This window comes from Streptococcus sp. HMSC072D05 (assembly GCF_001815805.1).
Classification (GTDB): domain Bacteria; phylum Bacillota; class Bacilli; order Lactobacillales; family Streptococcaceae; genus Streptococcus.
The window spans coordinates 428963-450085 of record NZ_KV822038.1; the positions used below are offsets into that span (position 1 = coordinate 428963).

Genomic DNA, 21123 nt, shown 5'->3' on the forward strand with positions numbered 1-21123 from the left:
AAAAATAGGTAGGAGAGGATTTCGTTATCAAAGAAAGCTTTTATTAGTTTTTTCATGATTTTAGTATAGCATAAAACTGGCTAATGTGCTATACTAGTAAGGTTGATAACCTCAACCCTTGGTGCTTAGCTTCTTTCACCAAGCATATTTTACGCGGGAAACCGCTAAAGGAGAAAGCATGAAAAAATTAACTGTTCGCGACATGGCAGACATCGCTATCGTTGCTGCGATCTATGTAGTTTTGACTATTACGCCACCAATCAATGTTCTTAGTTTTGGGGCGTATCAGTTCCGTATTTCAGAAATGCTGAATTTCTTGGCCTTTTACAACCCTAAATACATTTTCGGTGTGACAATTGGATGTATGATTGCTAATTTATTTAGTAGTTTTGGCCTAATAGATGTCTTTGTTGGTGGGGGTTCTACCCTAGTTTTCCTTAGTCTAGGGGTATGGCTCTTTGCAAAATACAGCAAAGATTACCTCTTTAACGGATTGATTCGAAAAGATCATTTCTTCTTTTCAATCCTCTTCTCCATTTCAATGATTACCATTGCAGCTGAACTTCATATCTTGACAGAAGCTCCCTTCTTGTTCACATGGTTCTCTACTGGAATTGGTGAGTTTGCATCACTTATCGTAGGAGCGATTTTGATTGGTAAACTGGGACAGCGAATCGATCTAACAAAATAAGAAGTTTATAAGCTAGATTCTTGCTAAATCTAGCTTTTTTCATTTCAGAAATTTAAAAGAGAGCGCTTGACAAGAACATAGAACTATAGTATACTTTTTAGGTAAGCTGATTTAGCTCAGTTGGCAGAGCGCATCCATGGTAAGGATGAGGTCGCCGGTTCAATCCCGGCAATTAGCATGATAGAAACAAAGTGACCTTGGGAGACCAAGGTTTTTCTTATCTACCTGTATAAATGAAGCAAAGAGTTTTGGTTGTTGACAAAAGTGACTCTATCTAGTAGAATAGTAGATGCGATGAGTCGATAGGTAGTCTTCGGACTACTATTGAGCATAAGGAGGTCATAACGCAGGAGCGGACCTTGATGAGTTGTGTGAACCTGCTCATCACATGAAGATGCCTCTTAGTCCCTAGTCAATGGCTAGGGATTTTTAGTTTTCAGAAAATATAGTCTAAAAATACTTTTCAATTTCTGTAAAAAGTAGTATAATACATCTATTATAGAAATTTTTAGAAAATTCCGAAAGAGGTTATTTATGGGATATACAGTTGCTGTAGTCGGCGCGACAGGTGCTGTCGGAGCTCAGATGATAAAAATGTTGGAAGAATCAACACTTCCAATCGATAAAATTCGTTACCTTGCTTCTGCACGTTCAGCAGGCAAAACTTTGAAATTTAAAGACAAAGATATTACGATTGAAGAAACGACTGAGACAGCTTTTGAGGGTATTGATATTGCACTCTTCTCAGCAGGTGGTTCGACATCAGCTAAGTATGCACCATACGCAGTTCAAGCTGGAGCGGTAGTAGTAGATAACACATCTTATTTCCGTCAAAATCCAGATGTTCCTTTGGTTGTTCCAGAGGTCAATGCTCATGCACTTGATGCCCACAACGGAATCATTGCCTGCCCTAACTGTTCAACAATCCAAATGATGGTGGCTCTTGAGCCTGTTCGTCAAACATGGGGCTTGGATCGTATCATCGTTTCAACTTACCAAGCAGTCTCTGGTGCAGGTATGGGAGCGATTCTTGAAACACAACGTGAACTTCGTGAAGTCTTGAATGATGGTGTGAATCCACGTGATTTGCATGCGGAAATCTTGCCTTCAGGTGGTGACAAGAAACACTATCCTATCGCCTTTAACGCTCTTCCGCAAATCGATGTCTTCACAGACAATGATTACACTTACGAAGAGATGAAGATGACCAAGGAAACGAAGAAAATCATGGAAGATGACAGCATCGCAGTGTCTGCAACATGTGTTCGTATTCCAGTCTTATCAGCTCACTCTGAGTCAGTTTATATCGAAACAAAAGAAGTGGCCCCAATCGAAGAAGTGAAAGCAGCTATCGCAGCCTTCCCAGGTGCAGTTCTTGAAGATGATGTAGCTCATCAAATCTATCCACAAGCCATCAATGCAGTTGGTTCACGTGATACCTTTGTTGGTCGTATCCGTAAAGACTTGGATGCAGAAAAAGGAATCCACATGTGGGTTGTTTCAGATAACCTTCTCAAAGGTGCTGCCTGGAACTCAGTTCAGATTGCAGAAACGCTTCATGAACGTGGATTGGTTCGTCCAACAGCTGAGTTGAAATTTGAATTAAAATAGTCATATCGTTTAGGAGTTCAGATGAACTCCTTCTTTGAAATAGAGAGGTGTTTCTCATGTCTTATCAAGATTTAAAAGAGTGTAAAATCATCACGGCCTTTATTACCCCTTTCCATGAGGATGGCTCCATCAACTTTGATGCCATTCCAGCCTTGATTGAGCATTTATTGGCCCATCACACAGACGGCATTCTTCTAGCTGGAACGACTGCTGAGAGTCCGACCTTGACCCACGATGAGGAGTTGGAACTCTTTGCGGCTGTACAAAAGATTGTTAATGGACGTGTTCCTTTGATTGCGGGTGTAGGTACCAATGATACACGTGACTCGATCGAGTTTGTCAAAGAAGTAGCAGACTTTGGTGGCTTCGCTGCTGGACTTGCGATCGTACCATACTACAACAAACCTTCTCAAGAAGGCATGTATCAGCACTTTAAAGCTATTGCAGATGCATCAGATTTACCTATTATCATTTATAACATTCCAGGGCGTGTAGTTGTTGAATTAACTCCAGAAACCATGCTTCGCTTGGCTGACCACCCAAATATCATCGGTGTTAAAGAATGTACCAGCTTGGCTAATATGGCTTACTTGATTGAGCACAAGCCAGAAGAGTTCTTGATTTATACAGGTGAAGATGGAGATGCCTTCCATGCCATGAACCTTGGTGCGGATGGGGTTATTTCTGTTGCCTCCCATACAAATGGAGATGAGATGCACGAGATGTTTACTGCCATTGCAGAAAGCGATATGAAGAAAGCTGCAGCTATTCAGCGTAAATTCATTCCTAAAGTCAATGCCCTCTTCTCTTATCCCAGTCCTGCCCCAGTTAAGGCAGTCCTTAACTATATGGGATTTGAAGCTGGACCAACTCGTCTACCTCTAGTTCCAGCACCAGAAGAAGATGCCAAACGCATTATCAAAGTTGTCGTAGATGGCGACTACGAAGCAACTAAGGCAACCGTAACAGGTGTCTTAAGACCAGATTACTAATGAAGACAATAAAATCCATGACCGAATGAAGGATCATGGATTTTTCTTATTTTCCTAAACAGAATTGGCTAAAGAGTTGGGTAATGAGTTCATCTGGAGCAGCATCCCCAGTGATTTCTCCGAGAATTTCCCAAGTACGGGTTAAGTCAACTTGAAGCAAATCAACTGGCATCCCCAGTTCCAGACCTTCATTGACAGCTTGTAGGCTTTCAACAGCCTTTTCAATCAAGGAAATATGACGGGCATTAGATAGGTAAGTAGCATCTTGCTCAACCAAACCAGCATTTTCAAAGAAGAGGTTGTTGATTCTCTCTTCAATCTTATCGATATTTTGATTTTTAAGAACTGAAATACGGATAACATCTTCAGGGAGTTCCGAAGTTTCAATTGCTTCTGGTAGGTCAGTTTTATTGAGTAGAATAATGCGGTTAGTATCCTGACTGATTTCTAAGAGTTGGCGATCTTGGGCGGTTAGTGGTTCACTGGCATTTAGCACTAGTAGTACCAAGTCAGCTTCTTTTAGGGCTTTTCTAGAACGTTCGACACCGATTTGTTCCACGATATCATCTGTTTCACGAATACCTGCAGTATCAATCAATTTGAGAGGAACCCCGTTAATGTTGACGTATTCTTCGATAACATCTCGTGTCGTACCAGCGATGTCTGTTACGATGGCCTTATCTTCACGCAGGAGATTGTTGAGCAGGCTCGATTTCCCAACGTTGGGACGGCCGATAATGGCAGTTGAAATTCCCTCACGAAGGATTTTACCACGACGAGCTGTTCTAAGGAGATTGGTTAGCAATTGTTCAAACTCCATAGTCTTCTCGCGGACAACAGCAGTAGTAGCTTCCTCAACATCGTCATACTCAGGATAGTCGATATTGACCTCTACTTGGGCAAGCGTATTGAGGATTTCTTGGCGAGTATTGTTAATGAGGTCAGAAAGAGAACCGTCCAATTGTTTGACTGCAATATTCATGGCCTTATCTGTCTTAGCACGGATGATGTCCATCACTGCCTCAGCCTGTGTCAAGTCCACGCGACCGTTTAGAAAGGCGCGTTTGGTAAATTCACCAGGTTCTGCCAACCGAGCTCCTTCACGGATAGCTAACTGGAGAATCTCATTGGTCACCGCAATCCCACCGTGGGTGTTAATCTCAATAATGTCCTCTCGAGTGAAGGTCTTTGGAGACTTCATGGCCCCAATCATAACCTCGTCCATGACCTTACCAGTCAAAGGATCAATAATATGCCCGTAGTTAAGAGTATGGCTGGTAACCTTACTCAAATCCTTGCCTTTAAAAATCTTTTGCGCAATAGCAAAACTATCTGTTCCGCTCAAACGGACAATACCAATGGCCCCTTCACCTAGTGGAGTAGAGATAGCAGCGATGGTATCAAATTCACGTGTAATCATACTATTTCCTTTTGTATTTCTTTTCTTAGGATAGGTATCCAAGCATCTCTTCAAATTGTAACAAATTTAGGTTATTTCTTCAATGGATGCTACTTGGAGATTGAAAAAGCCTAAGCAATACTGCTTAAGCTGGTTTATTTGGTGCGCATTTCTCCTTGTGGGAAGTAAGTCCCTTCTGGCATGTCGTTGATGATGACATGAACGGCTGATTGAGGGGCTCCAGTGTTACGGACAACAGCTTCCGTTACTTCCTTAGCAAGAGCTTTCTTTTGCTCGAGCGTGCGACCTTCAAATAAATCGATGCGTACAAATGGCATAATAGCTTCCTCCACTAGTTTTTGATTTCTTCTATTTTACCACATTTTGCCGTTTAAAGCTTCAGAAAATTATGATATACTAGAATGTAGCAAAAATTTAGAAATGGACGTGAAATAGAAGCATGGCACAGTTGTATTATCGTTATGGGACCATGAACTCTGGTAAGACGATTGAGATTCTCAAGGTGGCCTATAACTACGAGGAGCAAGGAAAGGGAGTTGTGATTATGACTTCGGCTCTGGATACGCGTGACGGTGTTGGCTATGTGTCGAGTCGAATCGGCATGAAACGCCCAGCCATTGCGATTGAGGAAACGACAGATATCTTTGGCTATATCCGAGACTTACCTGAAAAACCTTACTGTGTGTTGGTCGATGAGGCCCAGTTTCTCAAGCGTCACCATGTTTACGATCTAGCTCGTGTTGTGGACGAGCTAGACATACCTGTCATGGCTTTTGGTTTGAAGAATGACTTTCGCAATGAATTGTTCGAAGGTTCCAAATACCTCTTGCTCTTAGCAGACAAGATTGACGAAATCAAGACCATTTGTCAGTACTGTAAGAAAAAGGCGACTATGGTGTTGCGTACGCACGATGGTGTGCCAGTCTATGATGGTGAACAAATTCAAATCGGTGGCAATGAAACCTATATCTCAGTCTGCCGTAAACATTATTTTGCCCCTGAAATCAATAAGGAGAATGAGGAAAAATGAACATCTATGATCAACTACAAGCTGTAGAAGACCGATATGAAGAATTAGGAGAATTGCTCAGTGACCCTGATGTGGTATCTGATACCAAACGTTTCATGGAATTGTCCAAAGAAGAAGCTTCCACTCGTGACACAGTAACAGCCTACCGTGAGTACAAACAAGTCCTTCAAAACATCGTCGATGCTGAAGAAATGATTAAGGAATCAGGTGGAGATGCGGACTTGGAAGAAATGGCCAAGCAGGAACTGAAAGACGCTAAGGCTGAAAAAGAAGAGTATGAAGAAAAACTCAAAATTTTGCTCCTTCCAAAGGATCCAAACGATGATAAGAACATCATCCTTGAAATCCGTGGAGCAGCTGGCGGAGATGAAGCAGCACTTTTTGCTGGGGATTTGCTAACCATGTACCAAAAGTATGCAGAAGCCCAAGGCTGGCGCTTTGAAGTCATGGAAGCCTCTATGAACGGTGTCGGTGGTTTCAAAGAAGTGGTTGCCATGGTTTCTGGTCAATCTGTATACTCTAAGCTTAAGTACGAATCAGGTGCCCACCGTGTGCAACGTGTCCCTGTGACAGAGAGCCAAGGGCGTGTACACACTTCAACTGCGACAGTTCTTGTTATGCCTGAAGTGGAAGAAGTTGAATACGATATTGATTCAAAAGATCTTCGTGTGGACATTTACCACGCATCTGGTGCTGGTGGTCAGAACGTCAATAAGGTTGCGACTGCCGTGCGTATCGTTCACTTGCCAACCAATATCAAGGTTGAGATGCAGGAAGAACGTACCCAGCAGAAAAACCGTGAGAAGGCTATGAAGATTATCCGTGCGCGTGTTGCTGACCACTTTGCACAAATTGCCCAGGATGAACAAGACGCTGAGCGTAAGTCGACAATCGGTACTGGTGACCGTTCAGAACGTATCCGTACTTACAATTTCCCACAAAACCGTGTCACAGACCACCGTATTGGATTGACCCTCCAAAAACTAGATACCATCTTGTCTGGTAAATTGGATGAAGTTGTGGATGCCTTGGTTCTTTATGACCAAACACAAAAATTAGAAGAATTAAACAAATAATGAAATTAGCTCAATTATTTTCCGATTTTGAAGAAGAGTTGATAAGACAAGGAGAGGAAGCAGAAAGCCTCTCTTTTGTCTACCGTAGCCTAAAAAATCTCTCTTTTACGGACTTTGTCTTTGCTCTTCAGCAGGAAGTGACAAAAGAGGAAGAAAATTTTGTAGAAGAAATTTACCAGCAGTTAGTGGCTCACAAACCGGCGCAGTACATCATTGGTCACGCAGAATTTTTTGGAATGCAGTTAAAAGTAGATGAGCGGGTTTTGATTCCTCGTACAGAGACAGAAGAGTTGGTGGAACTTATCCTAGCTGAAAATCCTGAGGAAAATCTTAAGGTCCTAGATATCGGGACTGGAAGTGGTGCCATAGCCCTTGCACTAGCAAAAAATAGACCAGATTGGTTAGTGACAGCAGCAGATATTTCACAAGATGCCTTGCAGCTTGCATCAGAGAATGCTAAAAATCAAAATCTTAATATATTTTTTAAAAAATCTGATTGTTTTGCAGAAATTTCTGAAAAATATGATATAATTGTATCCAATCCACCCTATATCTCTCGTGAAGATGAGTCAGAGGTCGGTTTGAATGTTTTACATTCGGAGCCTCATCTAGCTCTCTTTGCGGATGAGGATGGCCTAGCTATTTACCGCAGAATTGCGGAAGATGCAAAAGACTATCTCACAGATGGTGGTAAGATTTACCTTGAAATTGGATACAAGCAAGGTCAAAGTGTTCCTGCGCTTTTTAAGAAACATTTTCCTGAAAAACGAGTACGAACACTCAAGGACCAATTTGGTCAAGATAGGATGGTTGTAGTTGATGATGGACAGGATTAGACAAGAGTTGGAAAAGGGCGGAGCTGTTGTTTTGCCTACAGAGACAGTTTACGGTCTCTTTGCTAAGGCCTTAGATGAAAAAGCTGTCGACCATGTTTACCAACTCAAACGTCGTCCTAGAGACAAGGCGCTCAATCTTAATGTCGCTTCTCTAGAGGACATCTTGCACTTTTCAAAGAAACAGCCAACTTATCTACAAAAGCTTGTAGAGACCTTTTTACCAGGTCCCTTGACCATTATCCTCGAAGCCAATGACAGAGTCCCCTATTGGGTCAACTCTGGTCTTGCAACGGTGGGATTTCGGATGCCGAATCACCCCATTACACTTGATTTGATCCGAGAGACAGGTCCTTTGATTGGGCCGTCTGCCAATATCTCGGGTCAGACGAGTGGAGTGACCTTTGCTCAAATTCTAGAGGATTTTGATCAAGAGGTTCTGGGTCTTGAGGACGACGCTTTTCTAACTGGACAGGATTCGACTATTTTGGATTTGTCTGGAGACAAGGTGAAAATCTTACGCCAGGGGGCGATTAAGCGAGAAGATATTCTTGCTCGGTTGCCAGAGATTTCTTTTGAGGAGGAATGAGATGCTCAGAGATTTGCAAGAAACAGATGTGAATGCTATATGTGAGATTAACCAAGAGGCTTTGGGCTATTCTTTTAGTCCAGAGGACACAGCTAGTCAACTAGCTAGATTATCTCAGGATTCACATCATTTCCTACTTGGTTATGAGGATGCAGTTAGTCATATCCTACTTGGATATGTCCATGCTGAAGTTTATGAATCCCTCTATTCCAAAGCAGGATTTAATATTTTAGGCTTAGCAGTTTCGCCTCAAGCACAAGGACGAGGTATCGGTAAAAGCTTACTGCAAGGGTTGGATCAAGAAGCAAAAAGACGGGGTTATGGGTTTATCCGCTTAAACTCTGCTGATTATCGTCTGGGAGCTCATGCATTTTATGAAAAAGTTGGTTATACTTGTGATAAAGTGCAGAAACGGTTTATTCGCATCTTTTAGTTTATTTTCTTATTGAAAAACAAACTAAAGGACCAGTCACACTATAAAGGAGAAGACCTATGATTTTTGATAAAGACGATTTTAAAGCATACGATGCTGATCTCTGGAATGCTATTGCCAAAGAAGAAGAACGCCAACAAAATAATATCGAGTTGATTGCTTCGGAAAACGTGGTTTCCAAGGCTGTTATGGCAGCTCAAGGGTCTATCTTGACAAACAAATATGCCGAGGGTTACCCAGGACGTCGTTATTATGGTGGAACTGATGTAGTAGACGTGGTAGAAACTCTAGCTATTGAACGTGCAAAAGAAATTTTCGGTGCTAAATTCGCCAATGTCCAACCTCACTCAGGAAGCCAAGCCAACTGTGCAGCATATATGGCTTTGATTGAGCCTGGTGACACTGTAATGGGAATGGATTTGGCAGCAGGTGGACACTTGACCCACGGAGCTCCAGTTAGCTTCTCTGGTCAAACCTACAACTTTGTTTCTTACAGTGTTGATCCTGAAACGGAACTCTTGGACTTTGATGCAATCTTGAAACAAGCCCAAGAAGTAAAACCAAAACTAATTGTAGCTGGTGCTTCAGCCTATTCTCAAATTATCGACTTCTCAAAATTCCGTGAAATTGCTGATGCTGTTGGGGCTAAGCTTATGGTCGATATGGCGCATATCGCTGGCTTGGTTGCAGCTGGTCTTCACCCAAGTCCAGTGCCATACGCTCATATCACTACAACAACGACCCACAAAACTCTTCGTGGACCACGTGGTGGTTTGATTTTGACAAATGATGAAGACCTAGCTAAGAAAATCAACTCAGCTATTTTCCCTGGTATTCAGGGTGGTCCTTTGGAGCATGTTGTGGCGGCTAAGGCGGTTTCCTTCAAAGAAGTTTTGGACCCAGCCTTTAAGGAATATGCTGCTAATGTCATCAAAAACAGCAAGGCTATGGTTGAAGTCTTCTTGCAAGACCCTGATTTCCGTATCATCTCAGGTGGTACTGAAAATCACCTCTTCCTAGTGGATGTGACTAAGGTTGTAGAAAACGGAAAAGTTGCTCAAAACTTGCTGGATGAAGTTAATATTACCCTAAATAAAAACTCAATTCCATACGAAACCTTGTCACCATTCAAAACAAGTGGGATTCGTATCGGAGCAGCAGCCATCACTGCACGTGGATTTGGTGAAGAAGAAAGCCGTAAAGTGGCTGAACTTATCATTAAAACTCTTAAAAATGCAGAAAATGAGGCTGTCTTAGAAGAAGTGAGAAGTGAAGTCAAAGCATTAACAAATGCCTTCCCACTATACGAGGACTAATACTTTTATGGACATTTATATTAAGAAAGCTATTATCCATCAGTTCAGCCCAGACGATACTGAGTTGTTTCTAGCGGATAAGTTTCTCAATATCACTCCAAAAATCGAGGAATACCTACGCAAAAAAATCGAACGCGTGTATTCAGATGAAGCTAAGACTGGGATTTTCGAAGAAGAAAATCCCTTCTTCAATCACATCACGGACGATTTATTGGAGACATCAGTAACACTGGCTAATCTCTGGAAAGAGGAGTTTAGCATTTCTGAAAATCTCAAGACCAATGACTTGGTTTTTGTTCAGTTTTCTAAAGAAGGCGTTGAACATTTCGCTTTCTTGCGAATTGCTCTACGTGAGACCTTGACCCACCTCGGTGGAGAAGTTGATAATCCAATCAAGCTAACTCAGAATAACCTTCCTGGATTTGGAACGGGAGCTGACGAGGCCTTGGTGGTCAATCTTCAAAGTCGCAAGTATCATCTCATCGAAAAACGCATCAAGTACAATGGGACTTTCTTGAATTATTTTTCAGAAAATCTCCTAGCTGTTGCTCCCAAGATTTCACCAAAGAAATCCATCAAGGAATTGGAAAAAACGGCTCAGAGAATTGCAGAGTCCTTTAACACAGATGATTTTCAATTCCAATCCAAGGTCAAATCAGCTATTTTCAACAATCTGGAAGAAAGCAATGAACTGTCACCTGAAAAATTGGCTAACGACCTTTTTGATAACAATCTGACAGCTCGCTTGAGCTTTATCGACCAAGTCAAGGAAGCTGTACCAGAACCAGTCCAGTTTGATGAAATTGATGCCAGTCGCCAGCTCAAGAAATTTGAAAACCAAAAACTTTCCTTGTCAAACGGAATTGAACTGATCGTCCCAAATAATGTATACCAAGACGCGGAATCGGTTGAGTTTATCCAAAATGATAATGGAACCTATTCTATCTTAATCAAAAATATCGAGGATATTCAAAGTAAATAATGTTTAAATTTATAAGAAGAGTGCTTGTGCTAGCAGTCTTCCTTTTCGCAGGATACAAAGCTTATCATATCCATCAGGATGTTAAACAAGTCATGACCTACCAACCCATGGTGCGAGAAATACTCAGCGAAAGAGATACTCCAGCAAATGAAGAGTTGGTGCTCGCCATGATTTATACCGAAACGAAGGGTAAAGAGCGGGATGTCATGCAGTCTAGTGAGTCTGCTAGTGGCGCTACCAATACCATCAATGACGATGCCTCTAGTATTCGCCAAGGGATACAAACACTAACAGATAATCTCTATTTGGCACAGAGCAAAGGAGTAGATGTCTGGACCGCCGTTCAAGCCTATAATTTTGGACCTGCCTATATCGACTTTATCGCTCAAAATGGCAAGGAAAATACTCTGGCATTAGCCAAGCGTTACTCCCGAGAAACGGTCGCTCCAATCCTTGGTAATACTACAGGGAAGACCTACACCTATATTAACCCTATTTCTATCTTTCACGGTGCCGAACTCTATGAAAATGGTGGAAATTATTACTACTCGAGACAGGTTCGCTTTAATCTCTATATCATGAAATTCTTTAATTTCTTCTAAACATCTGGTTTGACCAGGTGTTTTTCACTATAAGTTTTCTTTAAGATTGTTTTATTACCCTAGAAAGGTAAAGGAGGGAATACCCTATGAGAAAGAAATTCTTTCTAACAAGCGCTGCAGTTTTGTGGGCAGCAACAGCTATGACGAGTGTCCACGCAGCAACCGATGTTCAAAAAGTAATCGATGAAACCTATGTACAACCTGAATATGTTCTTGGCTCTTCACTAACGGAAGACCAGAAAAATCAAACACTTAGAAAACTTGGCTATGACGCATCGAAAGATACCAAAGATATCAAAACCATGACACCTGATATCTATTCGAAAATCATGAATGTGGCTAATGATGCTAGTTTACAGCTCTATTCGTCAGCCAAGATTCAAAAGCTAGGTGATAAATCACCTCTAGAGGTCAAGATTGAAACGCCTGAAAATATCACCAAGGTGACGCAGGATATGTACCGTAACGCAGCAGTTACCTTGGGAGTGGAGCATGCCAAAATCACAGTTGCAGCTCCTATTCCAGTTACAGGTGAGAGCGCTCTAGCTGGAATTTACTACTCGTTAGAGGCCAATGGTGCTAAAGTTCCGCAAGCCAATAAAGATCTGGCTCAAGAGGAGCTAAAAGCCTTGTCCGATATCAATGCTGAAAACAAGGACAAGTCAGGTTACGATGCCAATAAGCTCAATGCGGCTATGACAGATATCAAGGCAGGAATCGCAAAGGCAAAAGAAGCCAAAGGTAATTTGACAGAAGAGGATGTTCGCAAAATCGTTGAAGACACGCTAAAAAACTACAAACTCGATCAGGTTATAACAGGAAATCAGGTCAATATCATCATCAATTTTGCACTTAATCTCTCAAAGAGTGACATTTTGAACAATGCTGATTTCACTAAAACTCTAAATGACCTCAAGGAAAGCATCGTTTCCCAAGCTGGAGATAGTTTTAAAAATATCAACCTCAACTTTGATGCCAATAAAGCGCTAGAAGACGGGGGCAACTTCTTTAGCTCCCTTTGGCAAGCCATTGTCAACTTTTTCAAGAGTTTTGGTGCTTAGGTCATTTCATGATATAATAGATGGTAGCAGAAATGTTGCCGTCTTTTTTTGTCGGCCGATAGAAAGTGAAAAATATGTTAAAGAAAAATGATATTGTAGAAGTTGAAATTGTTGATTTGACCCATGAAGGTGCTGGTGTTGCCAAGGTAGAAGGTTTGGTTTTCTTTGTAGAAAATGCTCTACCAACTGAGAAAATCCTCATGCGTGTCCTTAAGGTCAATAAAAAGATTGGCTTTGGGAAGGTTGAAGAATACCTCGCTCTGTCACCTCATCGTAATCAAGACCTTGACCTAGCTTATCTGCGTTCAGGTATCGCTGACTTGGGGCATCTTGCCTATCCAGAACAGCTTAAGTTTAAAACCAAGCAAGTCAAGGATAGTCTCTACAAAATTGCTGGCATTAGGGATGTAGAAGTCGCTGAAACACTCAGTATGGAAAATCCAGTCAAGTATCGAAATAAGGCGCAGGTGCCTGTTCGTCGAGTGAATGGTGTCTTGGAAACTGGCTTTTTCCGTAAGAATTCGCATGATCTCATGCCTCTGGAAGACTTCTTTATCCAGGATCCTGTGATTGATGATGTAGTAGTAGCCCTACGTGATTTGCTTCGTCGCTATGATTTGAAACCTTATGACGAAAAGGAGCAGTCTGGCTTGATTCGAAATCTTGTAGTGCGACGTGGTCATTATTCAGGAGAAATCATGGTGATTTTAGTAACAACTCGTCCTAAAGTTTTTCGTGTTGAGCAATTGATTGAACAACTCATCAAGCAGTTTCCAAAGATTGTGTCTGTCATGCAGAATATCAATGACCAGAATACCAATGCGATTTTTGGTAAGGAATGGAAGACTCTTTATGGTCAAGACTATATTACGGATCAGATGTTGGGAAATGACTTCCAAATCGCTGGCCCAGCCTTTTACCAAGTCAATACTGAAATGGCGGAGAAACTCTATCAAACAGCCATTGACTTTGCGGAGTTAAAAGAAGATGACGTGGTGATCGATGCTTATTCGGGTATTGGAACGATTGGATTGTCTGTTGCAAAGCATGTCAAGGAAGTCTACGGTGTTGAAGTGATTCCAGAAGCAGTAAAGAATAGCCAGAAGAATGCTGTATTAAACAATATCACCAACGCCCACTATGTTTGTGACACGGCTGAAAATGCCATGAAGAATTGGCTCAATGAAGGCATCCAACCAACCGTTATCTTGGTTGATCCTCCACGCAAGGGCTTGACCGAAAGCTTTATTAAAGCAAGTAGCCAAACTGGAGCTGACCGCATCGTCTATATTTCCTGCAATGTCGCAACCATGGCGCGTGATATCAAACTCTATCAAGAGTTAGGATATGAATTGAAGAAAGTCCAGCCAGTGGATCTGTTTCCTCAAACGCACCACGTGGAGTGTGTTGCTCTGCTCGTAAAAACCTAGAAACCTTTGAATGAAAGGGATAATGAAAAGCCTTGATTGCAATGCTTTTTGTATTGGAGTGGGGAAGTATCAGAGTGAGAAAATTTTTGGAATGAATAGAAGTGATAGCTAGAAATTATCAGTTTCTATTTCCATTTACCCTGTAGGTACGTGTTTGTTTCCATTGACAAGGAGTTTGTGGGAATAGAAATGTACCCACCTTGTTTGAATCAAGTGAAGTGTAGTTGAAGGAAATCTGTTGAAAGCAATACTTCATTTTACCGAATAAGTAATAATTTAGGCAACTTCAAATCGATTAAAAAAAACTATTTTAAAGGTTAAGAGTAGACAAAAATTGTCCACTCTTTTTTGCAAACTCAATTTATCAATAAATGAAATGAGGGAATGTAAAATGAAATATTTTGAGGTTGAGTTAGAAAATCCTGATGAATTTTTAAAACTACAAACAGAAGATTTTGTGAAAGCTAATCGCTTGCTACTAAGGAAGATAATCCAGAGCGTTACAGTCTATGAAGAAAACTTCGTCATATCCTTTAAATCTGGCATCGAATTGGAAGTATGAGTCTCATTCCATAACTTTTATATTGAACATATCATCTTGTTGTGTTATACTATAAATTGATATAAACAAAGATGTAGGAGGAACCGAAACTATGACAGCCTCAATGCGTTTAAGATAAGCTGGCAATAAAAAAAGCAGAATCTATACCCGATGATAGGCTTTTTTGTTGTGCTTATTTATACGATATTGAGCATTCATTAGTTACGGTGAGGATATTGGTTATTTAACTATACCTTTATTTAACTATGTCTTTAATATGAATGTTTCCAAATTGTATGTATGCAGACCAAAAGCCACATTGTGGGGTTTGGCCTGCATTTTTTATTGCCTAGAATGCTATTCAAAATAGAAATTCAAGCAAAATAATATGCAGGAGATAATATAAATGGAAAAATACAACAATTGGAAACGAAAATTTTATGCAATATGGGCAGGGCAAGCAGTATCATTAATCACTAGTGCCATCCTGCAAATGGCGATTATTTTTTACCTTACAGAAAAAACAGGATCTGCGATGGTCTTGTCTATGGCTTCATTAGTAGGTTTTTTACCCTATGCGATTTTGGGACCTGCCATTGGTGTGCTAGTGGATCGTCATGATAGGAAGAAGATAATGATTGGTGCCGATTTAATTATCGCAGCAGCTGGTGCAGTGCTTGCTATTGTTGCATTCTGTATGGAGCTACCTGTCTGGATGATTATGATAGTATTGTTTATCCGTAGCATTGGAACAGCTTTTCATACCCCAGCACTCAATGCGGTTACACCACTTTTAGTACCAGAAGAACAGCTAACGAAATGCGCAGGCTATAGTCAGTCTTTGCAGTCTATAAGCTATATTGTTAGTCCGGCAGTTGCAGCACTCTTATACTCCGTTTGGGATTTAAATGCTATTATTGCCATCGACGTATTGGGTGCTGTGATTGCATCTATTACGGTAGCAATTGTACGTATACCTAAGCTGGGTAATCAAGTGCAAAGTTTAGAACCAAATTTCATAAGGGAGATGAAAGAAGGAGTTGTGGTTCTGAGACAAAACAAAGGATTGTTTGCCTTATTACTCTTAGGAACACTATATACTTTTGTTTATATGCCAATCAATGCACTATTTCCTTTAATAAGCATGGAACACTTTAATGGAACGCCTGTGCATATTTCTATTACGGAAATTTCCTTTGCATTTGGGATGCTAGCAGGAGGCTTATTATTAGGAAGATTAGGGGGCTTCGAAAAGCATGTATTACTAATAACAAGTTCATTTTTTATAATGGGGACCAGTTTAGCCGTTTCGGGAATACTTCCTCCAAATGGATTTGTAATATTCGTAGTTTGCTGTGCAATAATGGGGCTTTCGGTGCCATTTTATAGCGGTGTGCAAACAGCTCTTTTTCAGGAGAAAATTAAGCCTGAATATTTAGGACGTGTATTTTCTTTGATCGGAAGTATCATGTCACTTGCTATGCCAATTGGGTTAATTCTTTCTGGATTCTTTGCTGATAAAATCGGTGTAAATCATTGGTTTTTACTATCAGGTATTTTAATTATTGGCATTGCTATAGTTTGCCAAATGATAACTGAGGTTAGAAAATTAGATTTAAAATAAACAATATTGGAGGAATATTTATGTATCTTATTTTCATGTAACTCTTCCTGCTAAAATCGCAGGGTTTTCCCTGCATACAAGCAAATGAAAGCATGCGATTATAGACAGGAGGAAATGTTATGGAATTAATATTAAAAGCAAAAGACATTCGTGTGGAATTCAAAGGACGCGATGTTTTAGATATAAATGAATTAGAAGTATATGATTATGACCGTATTGGTTTAGTAGGAGCAAATGGTGCTGGAAAAAGCACTTTACTCAGGGTACTTTTAGGAGAATTAACTCCCCCAGGATGTAAAATGAATCGTCTGGGTGAACTTGCCTATATTCCCCAGTTGGACGAAGTAACTCTGCAGGAGGAAAAAGATTTTGCACTTGTAGGCAAGCTAGGTGTTGAGCAATTAAATATACAGACTATGAGCGGTGGTGAAGAAACAAGGCTTAAAATAGCACAGGCCTTATCGGCACAGGTTCATGGTATTTTAGCGGATGAACCTACGAGCCATTTAGACCGTGAAGGAATTGATTTTCTAATAGGACAGCTAAAATATTTTACAGGTGCACTGTTAGTTATTAGCCATGACCGCTATTTTCTTGATGAAATAGTAGATAAAATATGGGAACTGAAAGATGGCAAAATCACTGAGTATTGGGGAAACTATTCTGATTATCTTCGTCAGAAAGAGGAAGAACGTAAGAGCCAAGCTGCAGAATACGAACAATTTATTGCGGAACGTGCCCGATTGGAAAGGGCTGCGGAGGAAAAGCGAAAACAGGCTCGTAAAATAGAACAGAAGGCAAAAGGTTCTTCAAAGAAAAAAAGTACTGAAGACGGAGGGCGTTTAGCTCATCAAAAATCAATAGGAAGTAAGGAAAAAAAGATGTATAATGCTGCTAAAACCCTAGAGCACAGGATTGCGGCCTTAGGAAAAGTAGAAGCTCCGGAAGGCATTCGCAGAATTCGTTTCAGGCAAAGTAAAGCATTGGAGCTCCATAATCCATACCCTATAGTCGGTGCAGAAATTAATAAAGTATTTGGGGATAAGGCTCTGTTTGAAAATGCATCTTTTCAAATTCCGTTAGGAGCAAAAGTGGCGTTAACTGGTGGTAATGGAATCGGAAAAACAACTTTAATCCAAATGATCTTAAACCATGAAGAAGGAATTTCTATTTCGCCTAAGGCAAAAATAGGTTACTTTGCACAGAATGGTTACAAGTACAACAGTAATCAGAATGTTATGGAGTTTATGCAGAAGGATTGTGACTACAATATATCAGAAATTCGTTCAGTGCTAGCATCTATGGGGTTCAAACAGAACGATATTGGAAAAAGTTTATCTGTTTTAAGCGGTGGAGAAATTATAAAATTGTTGCTTGCTAAAATGCTCATGGGTAGATATAACATCCTAATAATGGATGAACCCAGTAACTTCCTTGACATACCAAGTTTAGAGGCTTTGGAAATACTAATGAAGGAGTACACCGGAACTATCGTGTTTATCACCCACGATAAACGATTACTCGAAAATGTAGCAGATGTAGTTTATGAAATTAGAGATAAGAAAATAAATCTGAAACATTAAATTTAAGGTAGTCGCTGGTCAGTATAGTCTGTTCTGGTTGGCGACTCCATTGTTAAAGAGTATAAAGACTTTAGATTTTATGAATATTAAAAATAGGAACAGTCAATTGAACTGCTCCTATTTTTCTGCTAAATATATTGTAGTTTTCTTATATGTATAATGATAGATTAGCGGATTCTCATCTACGGTACTTACTTCAAATATGAAGAAGTGATCGCGGTTATCTCTGGACTTTTCCTTATTGAGGACAAAGTAATTCTTACGTGAAGTCGCCATTGTTTTTAGGATATCATCAGTTAGGAAGGTCAATGGAATATTCATGTTGGAATAGCGGTAGAAGTCACATTCAAAATCTTGGTAGCTCTCGCTGTAGTAGTCCATTTGCAGTTGGTTACGCTGAAACTTAAGCTGATTCATAAAGCACCTCCTCAACAAGTTCAATACTAATAATGTCTTTCAATTTCAAATTGATGTGACCTGTTGTAGTTTTTATCAAAATGAAATCCTTATTCAGACTTGGTATTGTTCCAGTGTGGGAAACACGCTTGTTTTTTTCAATCACTTGAATGCGTGTGTGTAGCTGCCCAGCGTATACTTGACTGTGGAGTAATAATTTCTTCTCCATTGACAAATCTGACATGTACGTTACTTTGTTTGTATCATCAGAGAGTGCTGATGTATGCTCAGATAGGAAAAAGCCCATCCATTTTTGCATCTTTGTATCCTGGTACTCTCTTGCTGACTGAAATGGTAAGGATGAACGGTCAATCATTTTAATCCCTCCAATCCACCAGCGGAATGACCGCCAATAAGTTTACTGCGCGTTCAATATTTTAGGAACCTTCAGTTAGGACGGTTCCTTTTTGTATGGCTAAAAAGCCAAACTGTTCTCTGACAACATCAATAGCTGTCTGAAGTCTATTTTCTTTTTCAATTTCTTCTACATCATGCAAAATGAGGACAACCCTTTTACTACCAAGGTGTTCTGTGCAGAATGCGGTTCAGCTTTTGGACGTAAGAACTGGACGACCAGTCGTGGCAAACGTAAAGTTTGGCAGTGTAACAACCGTTATAAGGTAAAGGGACAGATTGGTTGTCAGAATAACCATATCGATGAGGGAACACTAGAGAAAGCTGTAATGATGGCAGTTAAACTACTGAGTGAGAATATGGATTTGTTGCATGGAAAGTGGAATAAGATCTTGGAAGAAAACCAGTTATTAGAAAAGCATTACAGTGTGTTACTGGCTGAATTGATAAATAAGGAGTGTTGGGAATATGATTCCTTTGAGATGTGTCAGGTACTAGATAGTATTTTGATTTCGGAGGATGGACAGATAACCGTTAGATTTTTGGAAGGAACAGAAGTTGATTTATAAGGCTGTAGGCATAGTATAGTTCACTATGTTTGCAGCCTTTTTTCTTGTTTAGTGGTATAATTATATGTAGGATTTTTTTAATATCGGTTACTTTTTATGAATTAACCAAAAAACTAAAATGGAGTTGCTTTATAATGAGATATTCTGAAGAAGCATTACAATCATGGATTAAGCCGTTATCTGCCACTGAAGAAACACGGGTTGAAAATACTATTGGAATGATTAAAGATGCAATAGAAAGGAGTGGGCTCTCTTCAAAGTATGAATATGAAATTTTTGCCCAAGGTTCTTATGCAAATAATACGAATGTAAAGAAAAATAGCGACATTGATATCTGTATCATGGTGAAATCTTTATTTTATTGTGAGTATGTAGATGGGTTATCGGACCTAGACTATAATTACTCTAGTAGCAGCACCAATGCTAATGTATTTAAAAACGAAGTGATTAAAGCGTTAATTTCAAAATTTGGTGCAGAATCAGTTTCTATTGGCAATAAGTGTATCAATATTAATTCTAACTCATATCACGTAAATGCAGATGTAGTCCCATGTTTTCAATATCGAAATTATAGATATATTGGTAGCAGGTCATCTGAAAAATTTGTTGAAGGCATCAAATTTTTTACCTCAAACGGAAATTATGAAGTAATTAATTATCCTAAAGTTCATATACAAAATGGTATCTCTAAGAATAAATCTACTCACTATAAATATAAATATTTAGTTAGGATTATGAAGCATATTAAGAACGAGATGCAGGAGCTAGGATTGACAAACGAACGCATTTCTTCATATTTGATAGAATGTTTGGTCTGGAATATACCTGAACAGATGTTTTTCAATAGTAATAGCTACACAGGGTTGTTACAGCAAGCGTTATATTACATAGTGTCTCAAGTGAATTTAAATTGGGTTGAAGTAAGTGGAATGTATTACATTTTTCGTTCAGAGCAGAAATGGAATTTACAGGATACAAAAACTTTTTTAGTTAGAATGATTGAATTTTTGGATTATAAATAAAACTTATGAATGAACAGCAGAAAAAATTTTTGAATATTACAATATGGGTTTTTGCAATTTGCTTGTTATTAAGATTGTTAATAAGTGGCCAAGAGATTGCAGTGAATCTTAAATCTGATATTTTGGCATTGGTATATTCAGCCATTGGGTATATTGGTGAAGCTATATCAGTTACAGCAATTATTATGGCTATTTTTGAAAAAACAGCATGGCGGTGGCCATTACTATCTAAGATTCATAATGTTCCAATTTTATTTGCGAATTATGTAGGTAGTTTCAAGACGGACTATGATCAGAATGAAAGAAATTGTGAACTTACTATTGAACAGTCATTTACGACTATTAAAGTTAAGTTTAAAACGGGTGAAAGTTCGAGCCATAGCATTACAGCATCAATTATCAATGATAATGGAACACAAAAATTAATTTATACATATTTAAATAGCCCAAGGGCTGAATTGCAAAGTCCTATACATTATGGGACGGTAATTCTTGATATTGATAATCCAAATCAACTAGAAGGAAATTATTATACTAATCGAGGAACCAAAGGTTCAATGAGTTTTGAGATAAACAACCCTTCTCGCTAGTTGGATTTGTAAAGATTTAAATAAAGAAAGAAGAACTAACTATCGGAAACTTGGCATAGATGTAACAATACTGTATATTAACGAAGCCGTAAATACTCGCATTAGTTACGTTTAATAGTTTAATACGGATATTCAGCAGCTTTGATTTCGTTTCACAGTATAGGTAGTAACCGTCAAGACACGTAGAGTGTGTAGCTTTGCTGGTAAAAGCCTAGAACATTTTGATAAATCGCAATAATGAAAAGCCTTGGTTTCAAGGCTTTTTGTATTGGCGTGGGGAAGTATCATAGTGAGAAAATTTTTGGAATGAATAGAAGT

22 protein-coding genes, 1 tRNA gene, 2 pseudogenes and 1 riboswitch are annotated in these 21123 nt (G+C 39.5%); of the genes and pseudogenes, 20 read left to right on the forward strand and 5 right to left on the reverse strand.

Annotated elements, in window-relative coordinates:
* Positions 1 to 84 precede the first annotated feature (84 nt).
* Positions 85 to 181: riboswitch (PreQ1 riboswitch) on the forward strand.
* From HMPREF3057_RS07905 to dapA, 4 genes are all read left to right on the forward strand, one after another.
* On the forward strand, positions 179 to 691 hold the full coding sequence (locus HMPREF3057_RS07905; RefSeq protein WP_000737302.1) for a QueT transporter family protein: 513 nt from the start codon (positions 179 to 181) through the stop codon (positions 689 to 691). Its footprint overlaps the riboswitch before it by 3 nt.
* Positions 692 to 796: 105 nt before the next feature.
* Positions 797 to 869: transfer RNA gene (locus tag HMPREF3057_RS07910), tRNA-Thr, on the forward strand.
* A 356-nt stretch (positions 870 to 1225) separates the two neighbouring features.
* The gene (locus tag HMPREF3057_RS07915) at positions 1226 to 2302 is read left to right on the forward strand and encodes an aspartate-semialdehyde dehydrogenase (RefSeq protein ID WP_070697115.1); all 1077 of its coding nucleotides are present in this window, start codon (positions 1226 to 1228) and stop codon (positions 2300 to 2302) included.
* 56 nt (positions 2303 to 2358) lie between these two features.
* Positions 2359 to 3294: a 4-hydroxy-tetrahydrodipicolinate synthase gene (gene dapA, locus HMPREF3057_RS07920; RefSeq protein ID WP_000121600.1), complete on the forward strand. Its 936-nt coding sequence runs from the start codon at positions 2359 to 2361 to the stop codon at positions 3292 to 3294.
* 46 nt (positions 3295 to 3340) lie between these two features.
* On the opposite strand, the gene mnmE is transcribed toward dapA, so the two are convergent.
* Both mnmE and HMPREF3057_RS07930 read right to left on the reverse strand, forming a co-directional pair.
* On the reverse strand, positions 3341 to 4714 hold the full coding sequence (gene mnmE, locus HMPREF3057_RS07925; protein WP_070697117.1) for a tRNA uridine-5-carboxymethylaminomethyl(34) synthesis GTPase MnmE: 1374 nt from the start codon (positions 4712 to 4714) through the stop codon (positions 3341 to 3343).
* A 134-nt stretch (positions 4715 to 4848) separates the two neighbouring features.
* On the reverse strand, positions 4849 to 5031 hold the full coding sequence (locus HMPREF3057_RS07930; RefSeq protein ID WP_001117401.1) for a 4-oxalocrotonate tautomerase: 183 nt from the start codon (positions 5029 to 5031) through the stop codon (positions 4849 to 4851).
* A gap of 122 nt (positions 5032 to 5153) precedes the next feature.
* Here HMPREF3057_RS07930 and HMPREF3057_RS07935 point away from each other — a divergent pair, with 122 nt between their 5' ends.
* From HMPREF3057_RS07935 to msr(D), 13 genes are all read left to right on the forward strand, one after another.
* The gene (locus tag HMPREF3057_RS07935; protein WP_000068123.1) at positions 5154 to 5744 is read left to right on the forward strand and encodes a thymidine kinase; all 591 of its coding nucleotides are present in this window, start codon (positions 5154 to 5156) and stop codon (positions 5742 to 5744) included.
* The gene (gene prfA, locus HMPREF3057_RS07940) at positions 5741 to 6820 is read left to right on the forward strand and encodes a peptide chain release factor 1 (protein ID WP_070697119.1); all 1080 of its coding nucleotides are present in this window, start codon (positions 5741 to 5743) and stop codon (positions 6818 to 6820) included. Before HMPREF3057_RS07935 ends, prfA begins: the two co-directional genes overlap by 4 nt.
* Entirely contained in the window at positions 6820 to 7656 is an 837-nt protein-coding gene (prmC, locus tag HMPREF3057_RS07945; RefSeq protein WP_070697121.1) for a peptide chain release factor N(5)-glutamine methyltransferase, read from the forward strand. Before prfA ends, prmC begins: the two co-directional genes overlap by 1 nt.
* Complete coding sequence (locus tag HMPREF3057_RS07950) at positions 7640 to 8242, forward strand: L-threonylcarbamoyladenylate synthase (RefSeq protein ID WP_070697123.1); 603 nt, start codon at positions 7640 to 7642, stop codon at positions 8240 to 8242. The genes prmC and HMPREF3057_RS07950 overlap by 17 nt, the downstream gene beginning before the upstream one ends.
* A gap of 1 nt (position 8243) precedes the next feature.
* A complete protein-coding gene (locus HMPREF3057_RS07955; RefSeq protein WP_070697125.1) occupies positions 8244 to 8675 on the forward strand; it encodes a GNAT family N-acetyltransferase in 432 nt (143 codons plus the stop codon).
* Positions 8676 to 8734: 59 nt separating this feature from the next.
* Complete coding sequence (glyA, locus tag HMPREF3057_RS07960) at positions 8735 to 9991, forward strand: serine hydroxymethyltransferase (RefSeq protein WP_000575496.1); 1257 nt, start codon at positions 8735 to 8737, stop codon at positions 9989 to 9991.
* Between the two features lie 7 nt (positions 9992 to 9998).
* Positions 9999 to 10973: a nucleoid-associated protein gene (locus HMPREF3057_RS07965; RefSeq protein WP_000356115.1), complete on the forward strand. Its 975-nt coding sequence runs from the start codon at positions 9999 to 10001 to the stop codon at positions 10971 to 10973.
* Entirely contained in the window at positions 10973 to 11575 is a 603-nt protein-coding gene (locus tag HMPREF3057_RS07970; protein ID WP_042768074.1) for a lysozyme family protein, read from the forward strand. The genes HMPREF3057_RS07965 and HMPREF3057_RS07970 overlap by 1 nt, the downstream gene beginning before the upstream one ends.
* 86 nt (positions 11576 to 11661) lie before the next feature.
* Complete coding sequence (locus tag HMPREF3057_RS07975; protein ID WP_070697128.1) at positions 11662 to 12636, forward strand: DUF1002 domain-containing protein; 975 nt, start codon at positions 11662 to 11664, stop codon at positions 12634 to 12636.
* A gap of 74 nt (positions 12637 to 12710) precedes the next feature.
* Positions 12711 to 14066, forward strand: a complete 1356-nt coding sequence (gene rlmD / locus HMPREF3057_RS07980; protein WP_070697130.1) for a 23S rRNA (uracil(1939)-C(5))-methyltransferase RlmD — start codon at positions 12711 to 12713, stop codon at positions 14064 to 14066.
* Between the two features lie 391 nt (positions 14067 to 14457).
* Positions 14458 to 14628: a hypothetical protein gene (locus HMPREF3057_RS07985; protein ID WP_000873143.1), complete on the forward strand. Its 171-nt coding sequence runs from the start codon at positions 14458 to 14460 to the stop codon at positions 14626 to 14628.
* A 385-nt stretch (positions 14629 to 15013) separates the two neighbouring features.
* A complete protein-coding gene (gene mef(A) / locus HMPREF3057_RS07990) occupies positions 15014 to 16231 on the forward strand; it encodes a macrolide efflux MFS transporter Mef(A) (protein WP_000417519.1) in 1218 nt (405 codons plus the stop codon).
* Between the two features lie 119 nt (positions 16232 to 16350).
* On the forward strand, positions 16351 to 17814 hold the full coding sequence (msr(D), locus tag HMPREF3057_RS07995) for an ABC-F type ribosomal protection protein Msr(D) (RefSeq protein ID WP_000420313.1): 1464 nt from the start codon (positions 16351 to 16353) through the stop codon (positions 17812 to 17814).
* A gap of 117 nt (positions 17815 to 17931) precedes the next feature.
* On the opposite strand, the gene HMPREF3057_RS08000 is transcribed toward msr(D), so the two are convergent.
* The 3 genes and pseudogenes from HMPREF3057_RS08000 to HMPREF3057_RS08010 all read right to left on the reverse strand — a co-directional run.
* Entirely contained in the window at positions 17932 to 18231 is a 300-nt protein-coding gene (locus tag HMPREF3057_RS08000) for a DUF5960 family protein (protein WP_070697132.1), read from the reverse strand.
* Positions 18218 to 18586, reverse strand: a complete 369-nt coding sequence (locus HMPREF3057_RS08005; protein WP_070697134.1) for a hypothetical protein — start codon at positions 18584 to 18586, stop codon at positions 18218 to 18220. Before HMPREF3057_RS08005 ends, HMPREF3057_RS08000 begins: the two co-directional genes overlap by 14 nt.
* Positions 18583 to 18764 (reverse strand): annotated as a pseudogene (locus HMPREF3057_RS08010) (DNA polymerase); the annotation flags it as partial. The pseudogene HMPREF3057_RS08010 and the gene HMPREF3057_RS08005, both read right to left, overlap by 4 nt.
* Here HMPREF3057_RS08010 and HMPREF3057_RS08015 point away from each other — a divergent pair.
* From HMPREF3057_RS08015 to HMPREF3057_RS08025, 3 genes and pseudogenes are all read left to right on the forward strand, one after another.
* Positions 18756 to 19193: pseudogene (locus HMPREF3057_RS08015) on the forward strand (zinc ribbon domain-containing protein); the annotation flags it as partial. The pseudogenes HMPREF3057_RS08010 and HMPREF3057_RS08015 overlap by 9 nt on opposite strands.
* Positions 19194 to 19327: 134 nt before the next feature.
* A complete protein-coding gene (locus HMPREF3057_RS08020) occupies positions 19328 to 20215 on the forward strand; it encodes a nucleotidyltransferase domain-containing protein (protein WP_070697136.1) in 888 nt (295 codons plus the stop codon).
* A gap of 5 nt (positions 20216 to 20220) precedes the next feature.
* Positions 20221 to 20805 carry a Cap15 family cyclic dinucleotide receptor domain-containing protein gene (locus tag HMPREF3057_RS08025; protein ID WP_001005371.1) on the forward strand — a complete coding sequence of 195 codons (585 nt, stop codon included), beginning with the start codon at positions 20221 to 20223 and terminating at the stop codon, positions 20803 to 20805.
* Positions 20806 to 21123: the final 318 nt, after the last annotated feature.